The organism is Variovorax sp. Varisp36 (assembly GCF_047304235.1).
In the GTDB taxonomy this organism is placed as follows: domain Bacteria; phylum Pseudomonadota; class Gammaproteobacteria; order Burkholderiales; family Burkholderiaceae_C; genus Variovorax.
Window position 1 is genome coordinate 32974 of sequence record NZ_JBGLYU010000045.1, and the last position, 18873, is coordinate 51846.

Annotated in this window: 17 protein-coding genes; 8 read left to right on the forward strand and 9 right to left on the reverse strand. The window is 67.1% G+C overall.

Going from position 1 to position 18873, the window contains the following annotated elements; translation table 11 throughout:
- On the forward strand, nucleotides 1-1164 hold the full coding sequence (locus ACCD11_RS22545) for an ROK family transcriptional regulator (protein ID WP_413315513.1): 1164 nt from the start codon (nucleotides 1-3) through the stop codon (nucleotides 1162-1164).
- Between the two features lie 4 nt (nucleotides 1165-1168).
- On the opposite strand, the gene ACCD11_RS22550 is transcribed toward ACCD11_RS22545, so the two are convergent.
- Nucleotides 1169-2440: a helix-turn-helix domain-containing protein gene (locus ACCD11_RS22550; RefSeq protein WP_007830549.1), complete on the reverse strand. Its 1272-nt coding sequence runs from the start codon at nucleotides 2438-2440 to the stop codon at nucleotides 1169-1171.
- 143 nt (nucleotides 2441-2583) lie between these two features.
- Between ACCD11_RS22550 and ACCD11_RS22555 the strand changes: the two genes are divergently transcribed.
- A complete protein-coding gene (locus ACCD11_RS22555) occupies nucleotides 2584-4698 on the forward strand; it encodes a PQQ-dependent dehydrogenase, methanol/ethanol family (protein WP_413315514.1) in 2115 nt (704 codons plus the stop codon).
- Between the two features lie 109 nt (nucleotides 4699-4807).
- Here ACCD11_RS22555 and ACCD11_RS22560 read toward each other — a convergent pair whose 3' ends face one another.
- A complete protein-coding gene (locus tag ACCD11_RS22560) occupies nucleotides 4808-5782 on the reverse strand; it encodes a tripartite tricarboxylate transporter substrate-binding protein (protein ID WP_007830551.1) in 975 nt (324 codons plus the stop codon).
- Nucleotides 5783-6086: 304 nt separating this feature from the next.
- On the opposite strand from ACCD11_RS22560, the gene ACCD11_RS22565 reads away from it, so the two are divergent.
- Nucleotides 6087-6656, forward strand: a complete 570-nt coding sequence (locus ACCD11_RS22565; protein ID WP_413315515.1) for a type 1 glutamine amidotransferase domain-containing protein — start codon at nucleotides 6087-6089, stop codon at nucleotides 6654-6656.
- A 122-nt stretch (nucleotides 6657-6778) separates the two neighbouring features.
- A complete protein-coding gene (locus ACCD11_RS22570) occupies nucleotides 6779-7786 on the forward strand; it encodes a hypothetical protein (protein ID WP_413315516.1) in 1008 nt (335 codons plus the stop codon).
- Here the strand turns inward: ACCD11_RS22570 and ACCD11_RS22575 are convergent.
- The 7 genes from ACCD11_RS22575 to ACCD11_RS22605 form a co-directional block, all read right to left on the reverse strand.
- Nucleotides 7777-9027 carry a phenylacetate--CoA ligase family protein gene (locus tag ACCD11_RS22575; protein WP_007830555.1) on the reverse strand — a complete coding sequence of 417 codons (1251 nt, stop codon included), beginning with the start codon at nucleotides 9025-9027 and terminating at the stop codon, nucleotides 7777-7779. The genes ACCD11_RS22570 and ACCD11_RS22575 overlap by 10 nt on opposite strands.
- Before the next feature lie 252 nt (nucleotides 9028-9279).
- Nucleotides 9280-10092, reverse strand: coding sequence for an ABC transporter ATP-binding protein (locus tag ACCD11_RS22580; protein WP_007830556.1), 813 nt, complete (start codon nucleotides 10090-10092; stop codon nucleotides 9280-9282).
- 87 nt (nucleotides 10093-10179) lie between these two features.
- On the reverse strand, nucleotides 10180-11511 hold the full coding sequence (locus tag ACCD11_RS22585) for an ABC transporter substrate-binding protein (RefSeq protein WP_007830557.1): 1332 nt from the start codon (nucleotides 11509-11511) through the stop codon (nucleotides 10180-10182).
- Between the two features lie 54 nt (nucleotides 11512-11565).
- A complete protein-coding gene (locus tag ACCD11_RS22590; protein ID WP_007830558.1) occupies nucleotides 11566-12630 on the reverse strand; it encodes a branched-chain amino acid ABC transporter permease in 1065 nt (354 codons plus the stop codon).
- A gap of 3 nt (nucleotides 12631-12633) precedes the next feature.
- Nucleotides 12634-13563 carry a branched-chain amino acid ABC transporter permease gene (locus ACCD11_RS22595; protein WP_413315517.1) on the reverse strand — a complete coding sequence of 310 codons (930 nt, stop codon included), beginning with the start codon at nucleotides 13561-13563 and terminating at the stop codon, nucleotides 12634-12636.
- A gap of 15 nt (nucleotides 13564-13578) precedes the next feature.
- Nucleotides 13579-14412 (reverse strand): ABC transporter ATP-binding protein, encoded by an 834-nt coding sequence (locus tag ACCD11_RS22600; RefSeq protein ID WP_413315518.1) that lies wholly within the window; start codon nucleotides 14410-14412, stop codon nucleotides 13579-13581.
- Nucleotides 14409-16406, reverse strand: coding sequence for an AMP-binding protein (locus ACCD11_RS22605; protein ID WP_007830561.1), 1998 nt, complete (start codon nucleotides 16404-16406; stop codon nucleotides 14409-14411). The genes ACCD11_RS22600 and ACCD11_RS22605 overlap by 4 nt, the downstream gene beginning before the upstream one ends.
- A 42-nt stretch (nucleotides 16407-16448) precedes the next feature.
- On the opposite strand from ACCD11_RS22605, the gene ACCD11_RS22610 reads away from it, so the two are divergent.
- Genes ACCD11_RS22610 through ACCD11_RS22625 form a run of 4 tightly spaced genes read left to right on the forward strand, consistent with a single transcriptional unit; the run spans nucleotide 16449 to nucleotide 18795 of the window.
- A complete protein-coding gene (locus ACCD11_RS22610; protein ID WP_007830562.1) occupies nucleotides 16449-17219 on the forward strand; it encodes a Crp/Fnr family transcriptional regulator in 771 nt (256 codons plus the stop codon).
- Nucleotides 17216-17686 (forward strand): hypothetical protein, encoded by a 471-nt coding sequence (locus tag ACCD11_RS22615; protein ID WP_007830563.1) that lies wholly within the window; start codon nucleotides 17216-17218, stop codon nucleotides 17684-17686. The genes ACCD11_RS22610 and ACCD11_RS22615 overlap by 4 nt, the downstream gene beginning before the upstream one ends.
- A 60-nt stretch (nucleotides 17687-17746) precedes the next feature.
- Complete coding sequence (locus ACCD11_RS22620) at nucleotides 17747-18511, forward strand: SDR family NAD(P)-dependent oxidoreductase (protein ID WP_413315519.1); 765 nt, start codon at nucleotides 17747-17749, stop codon at nucleotides 18509-18511.
- Nucleotides 18512-18537: 26 nt separating this feature from the next.
- Nucleotides 18538-18795 carry a hypothetical protein gene (locus ACCD11_RS22625; protein WP_413315520.1) on the forward strand — a complete coding sequence of 86 codons (258 nt, stop codon included), beginning with the start codon at nucleotides 18538-18540 and terminating at the stop codon, nucleotides 18793-18795.
- The last annotated feature ends 78 nt before the right edge of the window (nucleotides 18796-18873 follow it).

Here is an 18873-nt window from a genome sequence, read left to right on the forward strand (position 1 = left end):
GTGACCACCATCGGCGACCAGCAACTGTTGAAGCGCATGAACCGCAGCGTGCTGCTGCGGTTGCTGCGCGCGCAGCCCGGCCTGTCGCGCGCGCGGCTGGCGAGCGAGAGCGGGCTCACCAAGTCGACCGTCAGCCTGCTGGTGCGCGAGCTGCTCGAGGAAGGCTGGCTCAGCGAGGCCGGCGCGACGGTGGCCGACGGCATGGGCCGGCCTTCGACGCCGCTGCAGATCAACGTCGGCGTGCGCGCGCTGATGGGCGTGGAGATCGCCGTCGAGACCGTGCGCCTCGTGTGCGTGTCGCTGCAGGGCGAGGTGCTGCACGCCGACACCCGTGCGCTGACCGACGGCTCGCCGGCCGGCGCGTGCGCGCAGGTCGCGCGCATGGCCGCCGCCGCGCTCGTGGTGCTCGAGCGGCTCGGCCTGCGCCTGTCGAGCATCGGCGTATGCGTGCCGGGCGCGGTGGACGACTGCACCGGCGTGGTCCGCTTCGCGCCCAACTTCGGCTGGCGCAACGTGAGCCTGCTGCCTGCGCTGGAGAAAGCCTTTGCCGCCGTCGGCCTGCCCGGCGTCACCGTGCAACTGCAGAACGACGCCGATGCGGCCGCGCTTGGCGAGTACGAGTTCGCGGCGAGTGAAGGCCAGGACGGCGAAGACCCGCTGATTTTTGTCAACTGCGACGTGGGCGTGGGCGCCGGCGTGGTGCTGAACGACCGGCTTTTCACCGGCGCGCAGGGCATGGCCGGGGAGATCGGCCACACCATCCTCGAACTCGACGGGCCGTTGTGCTCGTGCGGCCGCCGCGGCTGCGCCGAGGCCTTCTTCGGCTCGCGCGTGCTGGAGCGCGAGGGCGCCGACATGCAGCGCGCCGCGGCCTTCTTCGGCGTGCTGCTGCAGAACCTGTGGGTCACTTTCAATCCGCGCGCGATCGTGCTTGGCGGCAAGGCCTGCGCCGACCATCGCGGCTTTGCGCAGGCAGCGTTCGAGAGCGTGAAGCGCCACGCCGACGGTGCCGGCATGCCTCCGCCCGACCTGCGCACCGCGCGCTATGGCGCATTGGCGCCCGCAGTGGGCGCGGCCGCGCTGGCGCTGCACGAATACCTGCGGCCGCTGCAGCCCGACGCAAAGGCACGCCGCGCGCGTGCGCTGGCGCGCGCCGCGGCCTGATCGATCAGGCCGGCGACGCGCCTTCTTCCGCGCCGTTGTTGTCGCGCCAGCCGTGCAGCCGCCGATAGAGCGTGCCGCGCGACACGCGCAGCTGCCGTGCCGCCTGCGACACATTGCCGCCATGCGCGGCGAGCGTTTCCTCGATCAGCTTGCGGCTGTGCTCGCGCAGCGTCGCCTGCGCAGGAGACGCGGATTCGACAAGGTTCGTGCACTCGCAGGCTTCGGGCGCCTGCATCCGCGCATCGTCCTGCCGCTCGATGGCCAATGGTGCCGCCTCGCCGGGCATCGCCACCGCATGCCTGAAGTCCGCGCCGTCCGCGCCCTTCAGCCGTGCCTGCACCCACACGCCCAGCCCGCTCGCAAGCCGCAGCGGCTGCGCTGCCTCGCGCCGCCCGAGCCGCAGCAGGCTCGCGAGGTCGTGTCCCAGCAGGTATTCGACGTCGCGCTCGTCCGCCGCCTCGGGCAGCCGCCCGAGCAGCCGCGCGCCCGCGTTGTTGAGCCAGGCGATCGTGCCGTCGGGTGCGACGCCTGCCAGCGCTTCGAGCGGCGTGCCCAGCAGCGTGGGGCTGGCCTGGAAGCGCAGGATCAGGTGGTCGCGCGACTGCGCCTGCAGCAGCCGGTTCTCGATCGTCGTGGCATGGAGCGCCACCATCGACGCCGCGTCGAAGCCGAAGCGGCGCGCCTCCACCGTGAGGTCGAGCACGCCGGCGAGCTGCCCCGCCACGTCGCGGATCGGCGCCGCCGCGCACTGCATGTGGCCCAGCACGTCGAAATAGTGCTCGGCGCCATCGACCGCGCAGGCCTGCCCGGTGCTCGCCACGATGCCCGGCGCCGTGGTGCCGACGACGCGCTCGGAGATGTTCACGCCCACGCGCGATGTCTTGCGCAGCACCGGCTGGTGCGCGGCGGCGGGCTGCTGCGTGACGTGCACCACCACGCCCTCGCGGTCGGTGAGGATCACGCGGCAGTCGGTGCCCGCGAGTGCATGCTCCATCTGCGCCAGCTCCTGGCGCGCCGCATCGAGCAGCTCGCGGCTGCGCGCGAGCGTGGCGTGCAGGCGGCTCGGCGTGACCGCGTCGAAGGTCACGATGCGCTGGCGGTCGGTGTGCGTGCGGCTGCAGCGCATCCACGACTGGATCACCGCCTCGCCCACGAGGCCCGAGGGGCGCACGCCTTCCTCGAAGAACTGCTGCCGCGCGAGCGCCACGCGCTGTGCGGGCGTGTTGGCAAAGAGCTGGCGCGGCGCGTCCGGCGTGCCGATTCTGTCGAGGGCCATGGGTTCGCTGCCTCCCTGGGTGGGGTCGGGGTCGGGACCAGCGCTGAATGTGTTCCGCAATGGAACAGCGCCGGCCTGGGGAAATCCCGGGGGTGAACCCGGAGCCCGCGCGCACGATCCTTGAGGGACAAAGGAGACCTGCGATGAAAAAAACACACTCCGGGCTGCTCATGCTGGCCGGCGCCTTGCTGTGCCTGGGCGCATCGATCACGGCCTCGGCCCAGAACGCACAGGACCGCGCAGCCGCTGCCACCAAGCGCGTCGACGGCAGCTTCATCCGCGCCAACGCGGCGCAGAAGAAGACGCCCGACTGGCCCAGCGTCGGCCTCGACTATTCGGAGTCGCGCTTCAGCAGGCTCGACCAGGTGAACGCCGGCAACGTGAAGCAGCTGGGGCTGGTCTGGTCTTACAACCTCGAATCCACGCGCGGCGTGGAAGCCACGCCGCTGGTGGTGGACGGCATCATGTACGTCACCGCCTCGTGGAGCGTGGTGCACGCCATCGACACGCGCACCGGGCAGAAGCTGTGGACCTTCGATCCACAGGTCGACAAGTCCAAGGGCTTCAGGGGCTGCTGCGACGTGGTGAACCGCGGCGTGGCGATCCACGAGGGCAAGGTCTACGTGGCGGCCTACGACGGGCGGCTCATCGCGCTCGACGCGGCCACCGGCCAGAAGGTCTGGGAGAAGAACACCATCGAGGGCCAGAAGGGCAGCTACACCATCACCGGCGCGCCGCGCGTGTTCAAGGGCAAGGTCATCATCGGCAACGGCGGCGCCGAGTACGGCGTGCGCGGCTACGTCACCGCCTACGACGCGAAGACCGGCGACCAGAGGTGGCGCTGGTTCGTGGTGCCGGGCGACCCCAGCAAGCCCTTCGAGGACGAATCGATGGCGCGTGCCGCCAAGACCTGGGACCCGAGCGGCAAGTACTGGGAAGCCGGCGGTGGCGGCACCGCGTGGGACAGCTTCGCCTTCGACGCCGAGCTCAACCTGATGTACGTGGGCACCGGCAACGGCTCGCCCTGGTCGCACAAGGCGCGCAGTCCCAAGGGCGGCGACAACCTGTACCTCGGCTCGGTGGTGGCGCTCAATCCCGACACCGGCAAGTACGTGTGGCACTACCAGGAGACGCCGGGCGACAACTGGGACTACACCTCCACGCAGTCGATGATCCTGGCCGACATGAAGCTCGGCGGCAAGCCGCGCAAGGTGCTGCTGCATGCGCCGAAGAACGGCTTCTTCTTCGTCATCGACCGCACCAACGGCAAGTTCATCTCGGCGAAGAACTTCGTCGAAGTGAACTGGGCCACGGGCTATGACAAGAACGGCCGTCCCATCGAGATCGCCGCGGCGCGCGACACCACCAAGCCCGGTGACTCCATTCCGGGGCCGTTCGGCGCGCACAACTGGCACCCGATGTCGTTCAACCCGCAGACCGGCTTCGCCTACCTGCCTGCGCAGCACGTGCCGATCAACCTGATGGACGACAAGGACTGGAAGTTCAACGAGGACGTGCCGGGCCGACCGCACTCGGGCCTCGGCTGGAACCTCGGCAAGTTCGCCAATGCCGAGCCGCCCAAGAGCAAGCCCTTCGGCCGCCTCGTGGCCTGGGACCCGGTCGCGCAGAAGGAAGCGTGGGGCGTCGACTACGCTTCGCCATGGAACGGCGGCACCCTCACCACCGCGGGCAATCTCGTGTTCCAGGGCACGGCCGACGGTCGCCTGCTGGCCTACGACGCGAAGACGGGCGAGAAGCTGTGGGAAACGCCCACCGGCACCGGCGTGGTGGCGGCGCCCTCGACCTACATGGTCGACGGCAAGCAGTACGTGTCGGTCGCGGTGGGCTGGGGCGGCGTGTACGGCCTCGCGCAGCGTGCCACCGAGCGTCAGGGGCCCGGCACGGTCTACACCTTCGCGGTCGGCGGCACGGCGAAGATGCCGGACTTCGTCCAGTACCGCATGGACAAGCTGGTGCAGGGCGTGAAGTACGACCCCGCGAAAGTGCAGGCCGGCACCATGCTGTACGTGAGCAACTGCGTCTTCTGCCACGGCGTGCCCGGTGTGGACCGCGGCGGCAACATTCCGAACCTCGGCTACATGGATGCGGCCTACATCGAGAACCTCGACAAGTTCATCCTGAAGGGCCCGGCCATGGTGCGCGGCATGCCTGACTTCACGGGCAAGCTCTCGGGCGACGAGATCGAGAGCATCAAGGCCTTCATCCAGGGGACGGCTGACGCCATCCGGCCGAAGTAGCCGCAACGAAAAAAGCCGCCGTCCTCAAGAGTACGGCGGCTTCTGCGAATTCAAATCCAGGAACACCGCGGAACCGGCTTTGCCGCGCCGCCTGGGGGGCGAGCAACAGCTAGTCGGCGTACACGCCAGCCGCCTTGATGATCGGGCCCCACTTGGCGATCTCGGCCGAGACGAACTTCTTGTGCTCGGCCGGCTCGGTGCGCTTGTCGGTCGTGATCACCGCGCCCAGCGCCTCTTCGCGCTTGACGAAGCCCGGGTCCTTCATCGCGGCCTTGATGGCCTCGTTGAGCTTCTTCAGCACCGGCGCGGGCGTGCCCTTGGGCGCATACACACCGTGCCAGATCGTCACCTCGAAGCCCTTGAGGCCCGACTCGTCGAGCGTGGGCAGGTCCTTCAGGGCCGGCGTGGTCAGGCGCTTGCTCGTGGTGACCGCATAGGCCTTGACCTTCTTGGCCTCGATCTGCGAGGTGGTGTTGGTCGTCTGGTCGCACAGCAGGTCGATCTGGCCGCCCAGCAGGTCGGCGATGGCCGGGGCCGTGCCCTTGTACGGCACGGGCGTCATCTCGACCTTCAGCGCGCTCTGGAACAGCAGGCCGCACAGGTGCGAGGCGGCGCCCAGGCCGGCGTTGCCGAGGTTGATCTTGCCCTTGTTGGCGGCGATCCAGGCCGTCAGTTCCTTGTAGTTGTTGGCGGGCAGGCCGGGCTTGCCGATCAGCGTCATCGGCACTTCATTGACCATGCCGAGGTACTCGAAGTCGTTCTCGACGTTGAAGGGCAGCTTGCGGTAGAGCGCCGGCATCGTCGACATGCCGATGTGGTTCAGCAGCAGCGTGTAGCCATCGGGCGCGGCGCGCGCTACCTTGGCTGTGCCGATGGAGCTGCCCGCGCCCGCGGTGTTGTCCACCACGATGGTGGTGCCGAGCGTCTTCTGCATGGCTTCCGCCAGGTCGCGTGCGACACGGTCGGTCGGGCCGCCGGCCGCGAAAGGCACCACCAGCGTGACGGTCTTGCCCGCAGGGAAATCCTGGGCGTGGACACCGGCGGCTGCGGCGGCAATCGCCGCGAGGGCGAACAGTTTCTTCATGACGTCTCCGGGAGGGGGATAAAAAGGCCGCGATCTTAAAGGCTGACCACAGCCTGACCTATACCGGATAGCCCTTAGAGGCGGCCGGGGGCCGAGGGCGCCCGGGCTCGACGATTCCTTCGGGTGAAATATGTCTGCCCTGCGGAATCGGGCAAACAAATCCTGCGGCTCGTAAGAGGAGTTTGCCGCCTGTCGAACTGTCCGACAGGCGGATCCGGCGCAGGACGATGCGGGCGAGGTGGGCGTGGCCTAGGGTGAATCTTCATTGCTTTTTTTATGCAGCAACCCCGAAGGAGATTCACTCATGCCCATCACCTCCTCTTCCCTCGACGGAATGAAGGTCGCCATCCTCGTGTCGGACGGCTTCGAGCAGGTCGAGATGACCGAGCCGCGCAAGGTGCTCGACGGTGCCGGTGCGCAGACGGAGATCGTCTCGCCGCTCGCCGGCACCGTGCGCGGCTGGCACCACCATGAGCCTGCCGACAGTTTTGCGGTCGACGTGCCGCTGAAGCGCGCCGACGCAGGTGACTTCGACGCGCTGCTGCTGCCCGGTGGCGTCATGAACCCCGACGCGCTGCGCATCGACGAGAAGGCCGTGGCGTTCGTGCGCGCCTTCGTCGAAGCGGGCAAGCCCATCGCGGCGATCTGCCATGGGCCGTGGACGCTCATCGAGGCGGGCGGCGTCAAGGGACGCAAGATGACCTCGTGGCCTTCGCTGCGCACCGACCTGAAGAACGCCGGAGCGAAGTGGAGCGACAAGGATGTCGTGGTCGATCAGGCGCTCGTGACGAGCCGCAAGCCCGACGACCTGCCGGCATTCAACCGCGAGATGACGAAGCTCTTCGAGCTGGCGCACGAGCCTGAGCTTCATTGACCGACGCGGCTGGCCGCGTGGCGCATTCGTGCACTGAACCTGCACCGCACACGCGCCGTCATCCGATACCCTTGCTCTCTTCGCATGCAGCGGCATGCGCCCTGCAAGGCGAAAGTATTCCAATGACGGCAACCCCTTCTCACGCACGTGCGCGGCGACTGCCGCGCGATCTCGCGCTCGTCACCGTGGCCATCGGTGCCGCGATGCTGGCGGTCAACATGGTCATGCTGCTCTGGCCCGACTCGCCTGACAGCAAGCAGCTGCGCAGCACCTATGCCCTTCCGGGCGTGTGGATTCCAATGGTGTTCAGTGTCGGCATGGCCTGGTTGCTGGCAGCGGCGCTGGCCTGGAGCCATGGGCGCAACGCGCTCGAAAAGCGCGGCGTGGACAGCGTGGCGCAGCTGTCCCATCTCCGCAGCCGCTATGGCGCGGCATACGCGGTGGTGCTGGTGCTGAACTTCTACGCGCTGAGCCCGCTGCTCTACGAAGTGCAACTGCTCTTCATGCCGGGCGGCCGCCTGCAGGACTTCTTTGGCCCGGATTCCATGCGCACTGCGATGGCCGCGTTCATGTTCCTGCAGTCCGTTGTCCAGCTGATCGTGCTCGTGCTCGGTGTGTGGGTTGCAGCCTGGTTCGCGCTGAGGGCAGGCCGCGCCGCACCCTCTGCCATGCAAGACGACGAAGCCATCGGCTCATCGCCACGTCGCGCCGTGGCGTTGGTGGGTGCCTCGCTGTTCGCGTCGCTGCAGATGTGGAGCGGTGTGGTCGTGAGCCGCTGGACTTCCGTGGCGAGTGGCATGGAGGGGCTCGAGCTGCTGCTCGCCTGGATGGTGCCGCCGCTGGTGGCCTTCGCGCTCGCGTTGTGGGGCGGCTGGCTCGGCGCCAGCGCCGGGCTGGTGCGTGTGCGCCCCTTCAGGGCCGTGGCGGCGGCGGTGCTGGCCTTCGTGCTGGTGCAGGCGAGCTGCATCGCCATCGCGCTGGCGTGGCTGGTACTGTCGATGTGGGCGCGCGGCCATGACTCCGCGGGCGGGCTCATCGGCTTCGCCCTGGCGCTCGTGCTGGCCTATTCGGTGCTCGTGGTGGTGCTGATGCGCGCCACCACGCGCGGGCTGTACCGCCGCTACTTGTAGCTGCGCACGTCGTCGATCACCTTGCCGTCGTTGGGCAGTTCGCCTGCGCCCACGACGACCACTTCGCCGCGTAGCTTGGTCACTTCGCGAATCGCATCGCCCACGCGGGCCTGAAACCCTATGGGCACGGCGCCCGCGCATTCGAGCGTCAACGTCATCTTGTCGTCGCCCATCTCGCCCGACACCACAAGCCGCGCGCGCCGCGCCTCGGGAAAGCGCCGCACGATCTCGGCCACCTGCGAGGGATGCACGAACATGCCGCGCACCTTCGTGGTCTGGTCGGCGCGGCCGAGCCAGCCCTTGATGCGCTTGTTGGTGCGGCCGGTGGGGCAGGTGCCCGCGAGCACGGCCGAGAGGTCGCCGGTGCCGAAGCGCACGAGCGGGTAGTCGGGGTTGAAGCTGGTGACGACGATCTCGCCGACCTCGCCGTCGGGCACGGGATCGCCGGTGCCGGGGCGCACGATCTCGACCAGCACGCCTTCGTCGATCACCAGGCCTTCGCGCGCGCTGGTTTCGTAGGCGATGAGACCGAGGTCTGCCGTGGCGTAGCACTGCGTGCCCTTCACGCCATGCGCGGCAATCCAGTCGTGCAGGCTCGGCGGAAAGGCTTCGCCCGACACCAGCGCCTTGGTGAGCGAGGGCAGCTTCATGCCCTTCTCCGCAGCTTTCTCAAGCAGGATCTTCAGGAAGCTCGGCGTGCCCGCATAGCCTTCGGGCTTCAGGTCGGCGATGGCCTCGAGCTGCTGTTCGGTCTGGCCGGTGCCGCCCGCGAACACGGTGCAGCCGATGGCGCGCGCGCCGCTTTCCATGATGGAGCCCGCGGGCGTCATGTGGTAGCTGAAGCTGTTGTGGATGAGTTCGCCGGCGCGAAAGCCCGCCGCATGCAGCGCGCGCGCGGTGCGCCAGTAGTCGCGGGCCTCGCCCTCGGGTTCGTAGATGGTGCCGGGGCTCGCGAAGATGCGCAGCATGCGAGGCCCGCGCACGATGGAGGCAAAGCCACCGAACGGATCGTCCGCGCGGCGTGCCTTCTGCAGCTCGAGCAGTTCGGATTTGCGCGTGACAGGCAGTTTGGCGAGGGCTTCGCGCGTGGTGATGTCGGCGGGCTTGACGCCGTCGAGGATCTTCGCGAACGCCGGTGCGGCGGTCTGCGCTTGCGCGATCTGCTTCGGCAATGCGGCCAGAAGGTCGCGCTCGCGTTCGGCGGGGTCGCGGATTTCAAGCTTGTCGTAGTGGTCGGTCATGTCCGTCCCCTTTGTCTTTCAATTCGGTTTTCCAACTACGCTGGGGTTGTGCGGGGCGCGTGCACAGGCCGCCGGGTACTCCCCTCCGCGAATGTCCCCCGCACTTCGGGCTCCTCAACGACTGCTCTGAACGATCACGTCGGCGGTGGGCTTCTTTTCGCGAAATAAAGGAGGAGCCCGAAGGGCGGTGGACATTCGAGAAAAGAAGCACGCCGTCGGCGTGAGCGCGCCCCGAAGAACCACGCACATCTGTCAAGCCAACCACCTCTTGCGCCGCTTGTAGCTCTTCACATCGCGGAAGCTCTTGCGGTCCGCACCGCCAACGCCGAGGTAGAACTCCTTCACGTCCTCGTTCTCGCGCAGGCTCTGCGCCGCGCCGTCCATCACGATGCGGCCGTTCTCCAGGATGTAGCCGTAGTCGGCATAGCGCAGCGCCATGTTGGTGTTCTGCTCGGCCAGCAGGAAGGTCACGCGCTCCTTGGCGTTGAGGTCCTTCACGATCTCGAACACCTCTTCGACGATCTGCGGCGCCAGGCCCATCGAGGGTTCGTCGAGCAGCACCATGCTCGGATTGGCCATCAGCGCGCGGCCGATGGCGCACATCTGCTGCTCGCCGCCCGAGGTGTAGGCCGCCTGCGAAGTGCGCCGCGTCTTCAGGCGCGGGAAGTACGCGTAGACCTTCTCCAGCGTCTGCTGCACCGCGGCCTTGCCATCGGTGCGCGTGTAGGCGCCGGTCATCAGGTTCTCTTCGATCGTCAGGTGCGCGAAGCAGTGGCGGCCTTCCATCACCTGGATCAGCCCGCGCTTCACAAGCTCGGCCGGCGACAGCGCCTCGATGCGCTCGCCGCGCAGCTCGATGGTGCCCTTGGTGACGGCGCCGCGTTCGCCCGCGAGCAGGTTGCTCACCGCGCGCAGCGTGGTCGTCTTGCCCGCGCCGTTGCCGCCGAGCAGCGCCACGATGCCGCCATCGGGCACGGTCAGCGACACGCCCTTGAGCACGAGGATCACGTGGTTGTAGATGACCTCGATGCCGTTGACGTTGAGAAGGATGTTGGGTTCGCTCATGGTGTGGTCCGAAGCATTCGAAAGAACAACGACGACGCTGCTCTTTCGAATGACGGCTCTCGCGAGCCGCCACGGATCAGCTGCGCGTCAGGAGCTGCAGTCCGCCGCTTCGCGGCGCGTCAGCTTCTTCTCGCCTGCGTACTTGTCGGCGGCGGCCTTCACCATCGGCTTGATGATCTGGCTGTCGGCCTCGTACCAGTCGGACATGCCGCCCCACTTGGCACCGTCCCAGGTGTGCACGCGCGCCCAGGTCGAGCCCATGTGGTCCTGGCACGAGGTGCTCACCGGGCGCATCACGCCCGAGAAGCCCAGCGCGTCGAGCTTCTTCTGGTCGAGCGCGAGGTTCTCCATGCCCCAGCGCACCTGCTCGCCGGTCATGACCTTGCCCTTGCCGAAGCGCTCTTGCGCGCGCCGCACGGCCTCGATACCGAGCATCTGGATGATCACGCCGCGCGTGTAGAGCACCGAGCCCACTTCTTCCTTCGGCCCCGTGCCCTGGCCCTTGTCATGCACCTGCTTCAGGATGTCCTGGATCACCTTGGGTTGCGTGCCCGAGGTGTTGAGCGCGAGCGCGTTGTAGCCCTTGGCGTTGGCGCCCACGTCCTTCACGTCAGGTTCCGCGCCGGCCCACCACACGCCGTACATCTTCTCGCGCGGGTAGCCCGTGGCCACGGCCTCCTTGAGCGCGGTGGAGTTCATCACGCCCCAACCCCACAGCAGCACATAGTCGGGCCGCTGCTGGCGTACCTGCAGCCAGGCCGACTTCTGCTCCACGCCGGGCGCGGTCACCGGGATCAGCGAGAGCTCGAAGCCGTTCTGCTTCGCGCGCTCCTGCAGCAGCGGAATCGGTTCCTTGCCGAACGGCGAGTCGTGGTACACGAGGGTGATCTTCTTGCCCTTGAGCTTGTCCATGCCGCCTTCCTTCTTCCCGATGTGCTGGATCAGGATGTCGGCCGCGGTCCAGTAGGAGCCCATCAGCGGGAAGTTCCATTTGAAGACGCCGCCGTCCTGCGAGGCCGAGAGGCCGTAGCCCAGCGTGATCAGCGGAATCTTGTCGGTCGGCACCTTGTCGGTCAGCGCGAAGGTGATGCCGGTGGCCTGCGGGTCGAACAACGCCACGCCGGGGTGGCCCTTCAGGCGCTCGTAGCACTCCACGCCCTTGTCGGTGGCGTAGCCGGTCTCGCACTCTTCGTACGCGATCTTCACGCCGTTGATGCCGCCGGTGGCATTGATGTACTTGATGTAGTCCTGCTTGCCGTTGGCCCAGGGCGTGCCGTTGGGCGCATAGGGGCCGGTGCGGTACACCAGCAGCGGGAAGAACTGTTCCTTGGCCTGTGCCTGCGCGAGCGAGGGCGCCAGCAGGGCGCCGAGGGTGCTGGCCACCAGGGCGGCGGTCAGAGCGAGCGATTTCAGTTTCATGCCTGTCTCCTTATGTGGGCACCTCGGTGCCGGTTTTTACGTACGAACGGGAATTCAGTGGGGGAAGGGCCAGAGCCGCAATTTCTCCTTGGCCGTGGACCACAAGCGCGCCAGCCCGTGCGGCTCCACGATCAGGAAGAACACGATCAGCGCACCGAAGATCATGGTCTCCAGGTGCGAGGCCAGCGCGGTGGAGATCGAGAAGCCCAGCCACCCCGGCAGCTGGTTCAGAAAGAGCGGCAGCAGCACGATGAATGCGGCGCCGAAGAAGCTGCCCATGATCGAGCCGAGCCCGCCGATGATCACCATGAACAGCAGCTGGAACGAGCGGTCGATGCTGAACGCCGCCGGCTCCCATGCACCCAGGTGCACGAAGCCCCACAGCGCGCCGGCCACGCCGACGATGAAGCTGCTCACCGCGAAGGCCGTGAGCTTGGCGTACACCGGTCGGATGCCGATCACGGCGGCGGCCACGTCCATGTCGCGCATCGCCATCCACTCGCGGCCGATGGCGCTGCGCACCAGGTTCTTTGCAAGCAGCGCGAACACCGCCACGAAGATCAGGCAGAACAGGTACTTCTGCACCGGCGACTCGATGGGCACGCCGAACACGTTGAGTCCCGCCACGCTCACCGAACCCGAGGACGAATTGTTGGTGAACCACTGGATGCGCAGGAACGCCCAGTCGGTGAAGAACTGCGCGGCCAGCGTGGCGACTGCAAGGTACAGGCCCTTGATGCGCAGGCTCGGAATGCCGAACAGCACACCGATCACCGTCGCGCACAGGCCGCCCAGCAGCAGCGAGGCAATGAGCGGCATGCCGTCGATGCGCACCTGGAAGTTGTAGGCCGCGTACGCGCCCACCGCCATGAAGGCACCGGTGCCCAGCGAGATCTGCCCGCAGTAGCCCACGAGGATGTTGAGGCCCAGGGCCGCGAGCGAAAGAATGAGGAAGGGCGTGAGGATGGCGCGCATCCAGTAGTCGGACACGCCGAGCGGCACCACGACGAAAGCCACGAGCAGCAGCACGAGGATCGCGAGGCGGTCCTGCGCGATCGGGAAGATCTGCTGGTCGGCGCGGTAGCTCGACTTGAACTGGCCGTTTTCTCTATAGAACATTGCTCAGACCCGATCGATGATTTTTTCGCCGAACAGGCCTTGCGGGCGAACCAGCAAGAAGACCAGTGCCAGCACATAAGCAAACCAGATCTCGATGCCGCCACCAAGCATGGGGCCGAGATAGATTTCGGACAACTTCTCGCCCACGCCGATCAGCAGGCCGCCGATGATGGCGCCCGGAATCGATGTGAGCCCGCCGAGGATCACCACCGGCAGCGCCTTCAGCGCCACCAGCGAGAGCGAGAACTGCACGCCCAGCTTGGAGCCCCAGATGATCCCGGCCACCAGTGCCGAGAAGCCGGCCACCGACCACACGATCACCCAGATGCGCTTGAGCGGGATGCCGATCGACTGCGCGGCCTGGTGGTCGTCGGCCACCGCGCGCAGGGCGCGGCCCGTGGCCGTCTTCTGGAAGAAGATCGCCAGCACCACCACGAGCCCTGCCGCCACCAGCGCGGCGATCAGGTCTTCCTGGCTCAGCAGCAGCCCGCCCTGGAAGGTGCCTTCGAGCACCATCAGCGGTTCCTTGGGCATGCCCACGTCGATCTTGTAGATGTCGTTGCCGAAGATCGTCTGGCCCACGCCGTCGAGGAAGTAGGCGATGCCCAGCGTGGCCATCAGCAGCGTGATGCCTTCCTGGTTCACCAGCTTGCTGAGCGCGAGCCGCTCGATCAGCCAGGCCACCACGACCATCACCGCCATCGCGGCAACGAATGCCAGGATGTTCGCAAGGATCTGGTTCTGGAAGCCGAACCACAGCGGGAACCACTCGGAGAAGCGTGCCATGGCCAGCGCCGCGAACAGCACCATCGCGCCTTGTGCGAAGTTGAAGACGCCCGAGGCCTTGTAGATCAGCACGAAGCCGATGGCGATCAGCGAATAGAGCATGCCGACCATGAGGCCGCCGAAGAGGGTTTCAAGAAAAAAGCCCATCGTGTTCTTTCGTGATCAGTGCTCGACGCCGAGGTAGGCGCGGATCACGTCTTCGTTGTTGCGCACTTCATCCGGCGTGCCGTCGCCGATCTTCTTGCCGTAGTCCAGCACCACCACGCGGTCGGAGATGTCCATCACCACGCCCATGTCGTGCTCGATCAGCACGATGGTTGCGCCGAACTCGTCGTTCACGTCGAGGATGAAGCGGCTCATGTCCTGCTTCTCTTCCACGTTCATGCCGGCCATCGGCTCGTCGAGCAGCAGCACCTGCGGCTCCATCGCGAGCGCGCGGCCCAGGTCCACGCGCTTCTGAAGGCCGTAGGGCAGGCGGCCTACCGGCGTCTTGCGGTGCGCCTGGATCTCCAGGAAGTCGATGATGTGCTCGACGAACTCGCGATGCCGCAATTCCTCGCGCTCGGCCGGACCCCAGCGCAGCGCCTGCGCGAACAGGCCGCTCTTCATCTTGAGGTTGCGCCCCGTCATGATGTTGTCGAGCACGCTCATGCCCTTGAACAGCGCCAGGTTCTGGAAGGTGCGCGCCACGCCCATCTCGGCCACCTGGCGCGAGTTCATGTGCTTGAAGGTCTGGCCCCGGAAGGTGATGGAGCCCTGCTGCGGCCAGTACACGCCGTTGATGCAGTTCAGCATCGAGCTCTTGCCCGCGCCGTTCGGCCCGATGATGGCGCGCACCTCGTGCTCGCGCACGTTGAAGCTGATGTCCGTCAGCGCCTTCACGCCGCCGAAGCTCAGCGAGATGTTCTGGACGTCGAGGATGACCTCGCCGTCCTTGCGGCCGCCTCGGGTCGTTGTTGCAAGCATGGAGGCCTCGGTGTGGTTGTGCGCGTTCATGCGGCCGCCTTGACCAGTGGAAAGCGCTTCGCGTCGACGATCTTCAGCGTGGCACTCACCGAGCCCGTGCGTCCGTCCTCGAACTTGACCTGCGTCTCGATGAACTGCTCGGTCTTGCCGCCGTAGAGCGCACTGACCAGCACCGCGTATTTCTCGGCGATGAAGCCGCGGCGCACCTTGCGCGTGCGGGTCAGCTCGTCGTCGTCGGGATCGAGCTCCTTGTGCAGCACCAGGAAGCGCGCGATCTGCGTCTCGCCCATGCCGTCCTCGCTTGCAAGGTCGGCATTCACCTTGGCGATGCAGTCGGCCACCAGCGCCAGAACCTCGGGCTTGCCGGCCAGGTCGACGTAGCCGCCGTACGCCAGCCCGCGGCGCTCGGCCCAGTTGCCGACGGCCTCGTAGTCGATGTTGATGGCGGCGCACACTTCGTCGCGGCCGTTGCCGAAGCACACGGCTTCCTTGATCTGCGGGAAGAACTTGAGCTTGTTCTCGATGTAGTTGGGCGCGAAGATCGCGCCGCCCACGAGCCGGCCCACGTCCTTGGCGCGGTCGATGATGCGCAGGTGGCCCTCGCTGTCGAGCACGCCCGCGTCGCCGGTGTGGAAGTAGCCGTTGGCATCGAGCACCTCGGCGGTGGCGTCGGGGCGCTTGTAGTACTCCTTGAGCACCGACACGCCGCGCACCAGCACCTCGCCGTCCTCGGCGATCTTCAGCTCGATGCCCGGCGCGGCCGTGCCCACGGTCTGCAGCTTGACCTTGCCGTCCTGCTGCAGGCACACGTAGGCGCAGGTCTCGGTCTGGCCGTAGAACTGCTTGAGGTTCACGCCGATGGAGCGGTAGAAGCGGAACAGGTCGGGCCCGATGGCGGCACCGGCCGTATAGGCCACGCGGATGCGGCTCATGCCCAGCACGTTGCGCAGCGGCCCATAGATCAGCAGGTTGCCCAGGCTGTACATGAACCGGTCGCCGGTGCCCACGGGCGCGCCGTTGAGGATGTCCGCGCCCACGCGCTGTGCCAGGGCCATGAACTTCGCGTACAGCCAGCGCTTGGGCGCCGCCGCGTCTTCCATGCGGATCGACACTGCAGTGAGCAAGCCTTCGAAGGTGCGCGGCGGGCCGAAGTAGTAGCTCGGGCCGATCTCGCGCATGTCGTTCATCACCGTCTCGGCCGACTCGGGGCAGTTGAGCGTGAAGCCGCCCACCAGCCACTGCGCCACCGAGAACAGGTGGTCGCCCACCCACGCCATCGGCAGGTAGCTCATGATGTTGTCGCCGGGGCCGAGCCTGTCGGTCTCCACGCCGCCGCGACCCGCTGCGATGAAACTCGCATGCGTCTGGCACACGCCCTTGGGGCGCCCGGTGGTGCCCGAGGTGTAGAGGATCACGCCCACGTCGGTGGCTTCGCCGCCGGCCACGGCGCGGTCGTAGTAGCCCAGGTTGGCCTTGTCGAATTCGCGACCCAGCGCGCGCAGCTGTTCGTAGCTCATCAGCCCCGGCTGGTCGTAGTGGCGCAGGCCCTTGGGGTCGTCGTAGATGATGTGGCGGATGCCGTGCTGCTGGTCTTTTTGCAACTCGCGGCACTCGAGCAGCTTGTCGACCTGCTCCTGGTCTTCGACGACCACGAACTCCACGGCCGCGTCCTGCAGCATGAAGACCATTTCACTCGCCACCGCGTCCTGGTACAGCGGCACCGGCACGCCGCGCAGGCTTTGCGCGGCGATCACCGCCATGTAGAGGTGTGGCCGGTTGGCGCCGACGATGGCGAGGTTGTCGAAGGCCTTGAAGCCGAGGCTCGCGAGGCCGCAGGCCATCTCGCGCACTTCCTGCGCCACGGCGTTCCAGGTCCAGGTTTGCCAGATGCCGAGGTCCTTCTCGCGCACGGCGGGCGCCTCGGGTTGGGCCTCGGCATGCGCGAGCAGCAGACGGGGGAAGGTGGGGGCGGTTGTTTGCACAGTGGGCGGATCGTAGGTCTCACTTTGACGCCCGGTTGTCATTCCAACGACAATCCTAGGGACACTACTCCCCGGAGTTTCCCGATGCCTCACGGCAATCTCAACCACAACGTGCTCGGCGGTTCGATCAAGGATCGCGTGCGTCCCGCCAATGCCGCGGAACTCGAAGGCATCCCCTGGCTGCCCACGCTCACGCCCGCCGAGCGCCGCCGCGCCGAAGCCGCGCTGGTTGTGGGCGAGGCCGAGCCCGGCGACCTCGTGTGCCGCGTCGGGCGCTCGCCCACCTATTGGTTCGGCGTGGTCGAGGGGTTGCTCAAGATGAGCAACGACAACGCCGACGGCGGCTCGGTCACCTACACAGGCGTGCCGCCAGGCGGCTGGTTCGGCGAAGGCACGGTGATGAAGCGCGAGCCCTACCGCTACAACATCCAGGCGCTGCGGCGCAGCCTGGTGGCGGGGCTGCCGATCGAAAGCTTCCACTGGCTGCTCGACCACTCCATCGGCTTCAACCGCTTCGTGATGAACCAGCTGAATGAGCGGCTGGGCCAGTTCATCGCGGCGCTGGAGATCGACCGGCTCAACAACCCTGACGCGCGCGTGGCACGCAACCTGGTGTCGCTGTTCAATCCGGTGCTGTACCCGGGCGTAGGCGAGGTGCTGCGCATCACGCAGCAGGAGCTGGCCTACCTGGTCGGCCTCTCGCGCCAGCGCGTGAACGAGGCGCTGAACGGCCTCTCGGCACAGGGCCTGATCCGCGTGGAGTACGGTGGGCTGCGCGTGCTCGACCTGCCGGGCCTGCGCGCGACCGCGATGTCGAACAAGAAGAACGCCTCGGCGGAAACGGAAAACACATGACCCTCAAAGACCAGCTCCAGGTGGTGCCCGCGAACGCGGAAGCCGCCTTCATCTCGCCGTCAGAGGCGCCGAAGACGAAGGCCGAGGACGCCGGCCCGACGCTGCAGGAGGCCATCGAACGCAACGACGCGTTGAACGAGAAGCTCGATGCGCTCAACGAAATACTGGCCAAGCCGCTCAGCGAAATTCTTGCCGACCGCGAGAAGTCCGAAGAGGCCGCGCTCGCGTGGGACCGCTTCGGCGCGATGTGGATGCTCTCGCAGCGCGCGATGCGACGCGTGGCGCTCGACCTTGCGGCGCAGCTCGGCGTGAGCGAGGAAGAAGTCGTCGCGCGTGCCATGGCCAATGCCAATGCGGTACTCAACGGCGCAGACGAGGTCGACCTCGACGGCACCATCGCGCCTGCGCAGCTGCAGCACATCGCCCGCCACCGCAACTTCCTGCGCAAGCAGTTCCGTACCGGTTGAGCACCAGGGCCTCTCGATACCGCTTAACCTCCCCGCCTTCGTTCAAGAAAGAGCTTCCCGATGACCGCTTCCCACCTCACCCTTATCACCGGCGCCTCGCGTGGCCTGGGCCGTGCCATGGCCGAACAGCTGCTGCAGGCCGGCCACACGGTGCTGGGCATCTCGCGCAAGCAGGATCCGGCGCTTGCTGAGGTAGCCAAGGCCGCCGGGGCCGAACTCGTGCAATGGGAGCAGGACCTGTCCGACCCCGTGGCCGCATCGGCCCGCGTGTCGGCTTGGCTCAAGACCATTGACGCGCTACGCTTCGACAGCGTCACGCTCATCAACAACGCCGGCACCGTCGGCAACCCCGCGCCGCTGTCCAGCGCCGTCGAGGCCGAGCTGTCGCTGGCCCTGCGCATCGGCCTCGAAGCGCCGATGCTGCTGACGGCCGCGTTCCTGGGCGCGACGCGCGAATGGCGTGGTGCACGCAAGGTGCTGAACATCTCGTCGGGCCTGGGCCGCAACGCCATGGGCAGCCAGGCGCCCTACTGCGCGTCCAAGGCCGGCATGGACCATTTCTCGCGCGCCGTGGCGCTGGAAGAAGCGAATGCACCGAACGGTGCGCGCATCGTCTCGCTGGCGCCTGGCATCATCGACACCGACATGCAGGTGCAGCTGCGCGGCGCATCGGCCGAGAAGTTTCCGGACCGCACGCGCTTCGTGAGCATGAAGGAGGACGGCCGGCTCGACAGCCCCGCCACCGCAGCGGCCAAGGTGCTCAACTACCTGGCGCGCGAAGACTTCGGCAACAACCCCGTGGCCGACGTGCGCGATCCGGCCTGAACGCAGAAGAAGCGAGCGAGCACACCATGGCCACCGCCAAGTCGATCGACACCAACGACTACAAGCTCTTCCCGTCGCCGAGGAACGTGCATCGCATCATCTTCGAGCATCAGGTCTTCGTGCCGTATCCGTACGCGCTGATCGTGATGGATGAGTTTTACTTCAAGGGCCGCTACAGCCTGTTCTCGGCCTGCAGGATGAGCGACGGGAGGATGGGGCAGGTGGCGACGTTCGAGGACGCGGCGGACGTGGAAATCTTCAACAGGAAGTTCACGCCGGACTGAGCCCGGTATTTCTCCCCCTTCCGGGGGGAGGGCAGGGGTGGGGGCAAGCGGCGCAACCATCGCTCATGGCATGTTCGG

Excerpts from the sequence above, each read along its gene's own strand:
- ACCD11_RS22615 (WP_007830563.1), top strand. The coding sequence starts at position 17,216 with ATGACCCTCAAAGACCAGCTCCAGGTGGTGCCCGCGAACGCGGAAGCC.
- ACCD11_RS22570 (WP_413315516.1), top strand. The coding sequence starts at position 6,779 with ATGACGGCAACCCCTTCTCACGCACGTGCGCGGCGACTGCCGCGCGAT.
- ACCD11_RS22555 (WP_413315514.1), top strand. The coding sequence starts at position 2,584 with ATGAAAAAAACACACTCCGGGCTGCTCATGCTGGCCGGCGCCTTGCTG.
- ACCD11_RS22585 (WP_007830557.1), bottom strand. The coding sequence starts at position 11,511 with ATGAAACTGAAATCGCTCGCTCTGACCGCCGCCCTGGTGGCCAGCACC.
- ACCD11_RS22605 (WP_007830561.1), bottom strand. The coding sequence starts at position 16,406 with ATGACAACCGGGCGTCAAAGTGAGACCTACGATCCGCCCACTGTGCAA.
- ACCD11_RS22620 (WP_413315519.1), top strand. The coding sequence starts at position 17,747 with ATGACCGCTTCCCACCTCACCCTTATCACCGGCGCCTCGCGTGGCCTG.
- ACCD11_RS22625 (WP_413315520.1), top strand. The coding sequence starts at position 18,538 with ATGGCCACCGCCAAGTCGATCGACACCAACGACTACAAGCTCTTCCCG.
- ACCD11_RS22580 (WP_007830556.1), bottom strand. The coding sequence starts at position 10,092 with ATGAGCGAACCCAACATCCTTCTCAACGTCAACGGCATCGAGGTCATC.
- ACCD11_RS22575 (WP_007830555.1), bottom strand. The coding sequence starts at position 9,027 with ATGACCGACCACTACGACAAGCTTGAAATCCGCGACCCCGCCGAACGC.
- ACCD11_RS22560 (WP_007830551.1), bottom strand. The coding sequence starts at position 5,782 with ATGAAGAAACTGTTCGCCCTCGCGGCGATTGCCGCCGCAGCCGCCGGT.
- ACCD11_RS22595 (WP_413315517.1), bottom strand. The coding sequence starts at position 13,563 with ATGGGCTTTTTTCTTGAAACCCTCTTCGGCGGCCTCATGGTCGGCATG.
- ACCD11_RS22565 (WP_413315515.1), top strand. The coding sequence starts at position 6,087 with ATGCCCATCACCTCCTCTTCCCTCGACGGAATGAAGGTCGCCATCCTC.
- ACCD11_RS22590 (WP_007830558.1), bottom strand. The coding sequence starts at position 12,630 with ATGTTCTATAGAGAAAACGGCCAGTTCAAGTCGAGCTACCGCGCCGAC.
- ACCD11_RS22610 (WP_007830562.1), top strand. The coding sequence starts at position 16,449 with ATGCCTCACGGCAATCTCAACCACAACGTGCTCGGCGGTTCGATCAAG.
- ACCD11_RS22600 (WP_413315518.1), bottom strand. The coding sequence starts at position 14,412 with ATGAACGCGCACAACCACACCGAGGCCTCCATGCTTGCAACAACGACC.
- ACCD11_RS22550 (WP_007830549.1), bottom strand. The coding sequence starts at position 2,440 with ATGGCCCTCGACAGAATCGGCACGCCGGACGCGCCGCGCCAGCTCTTT.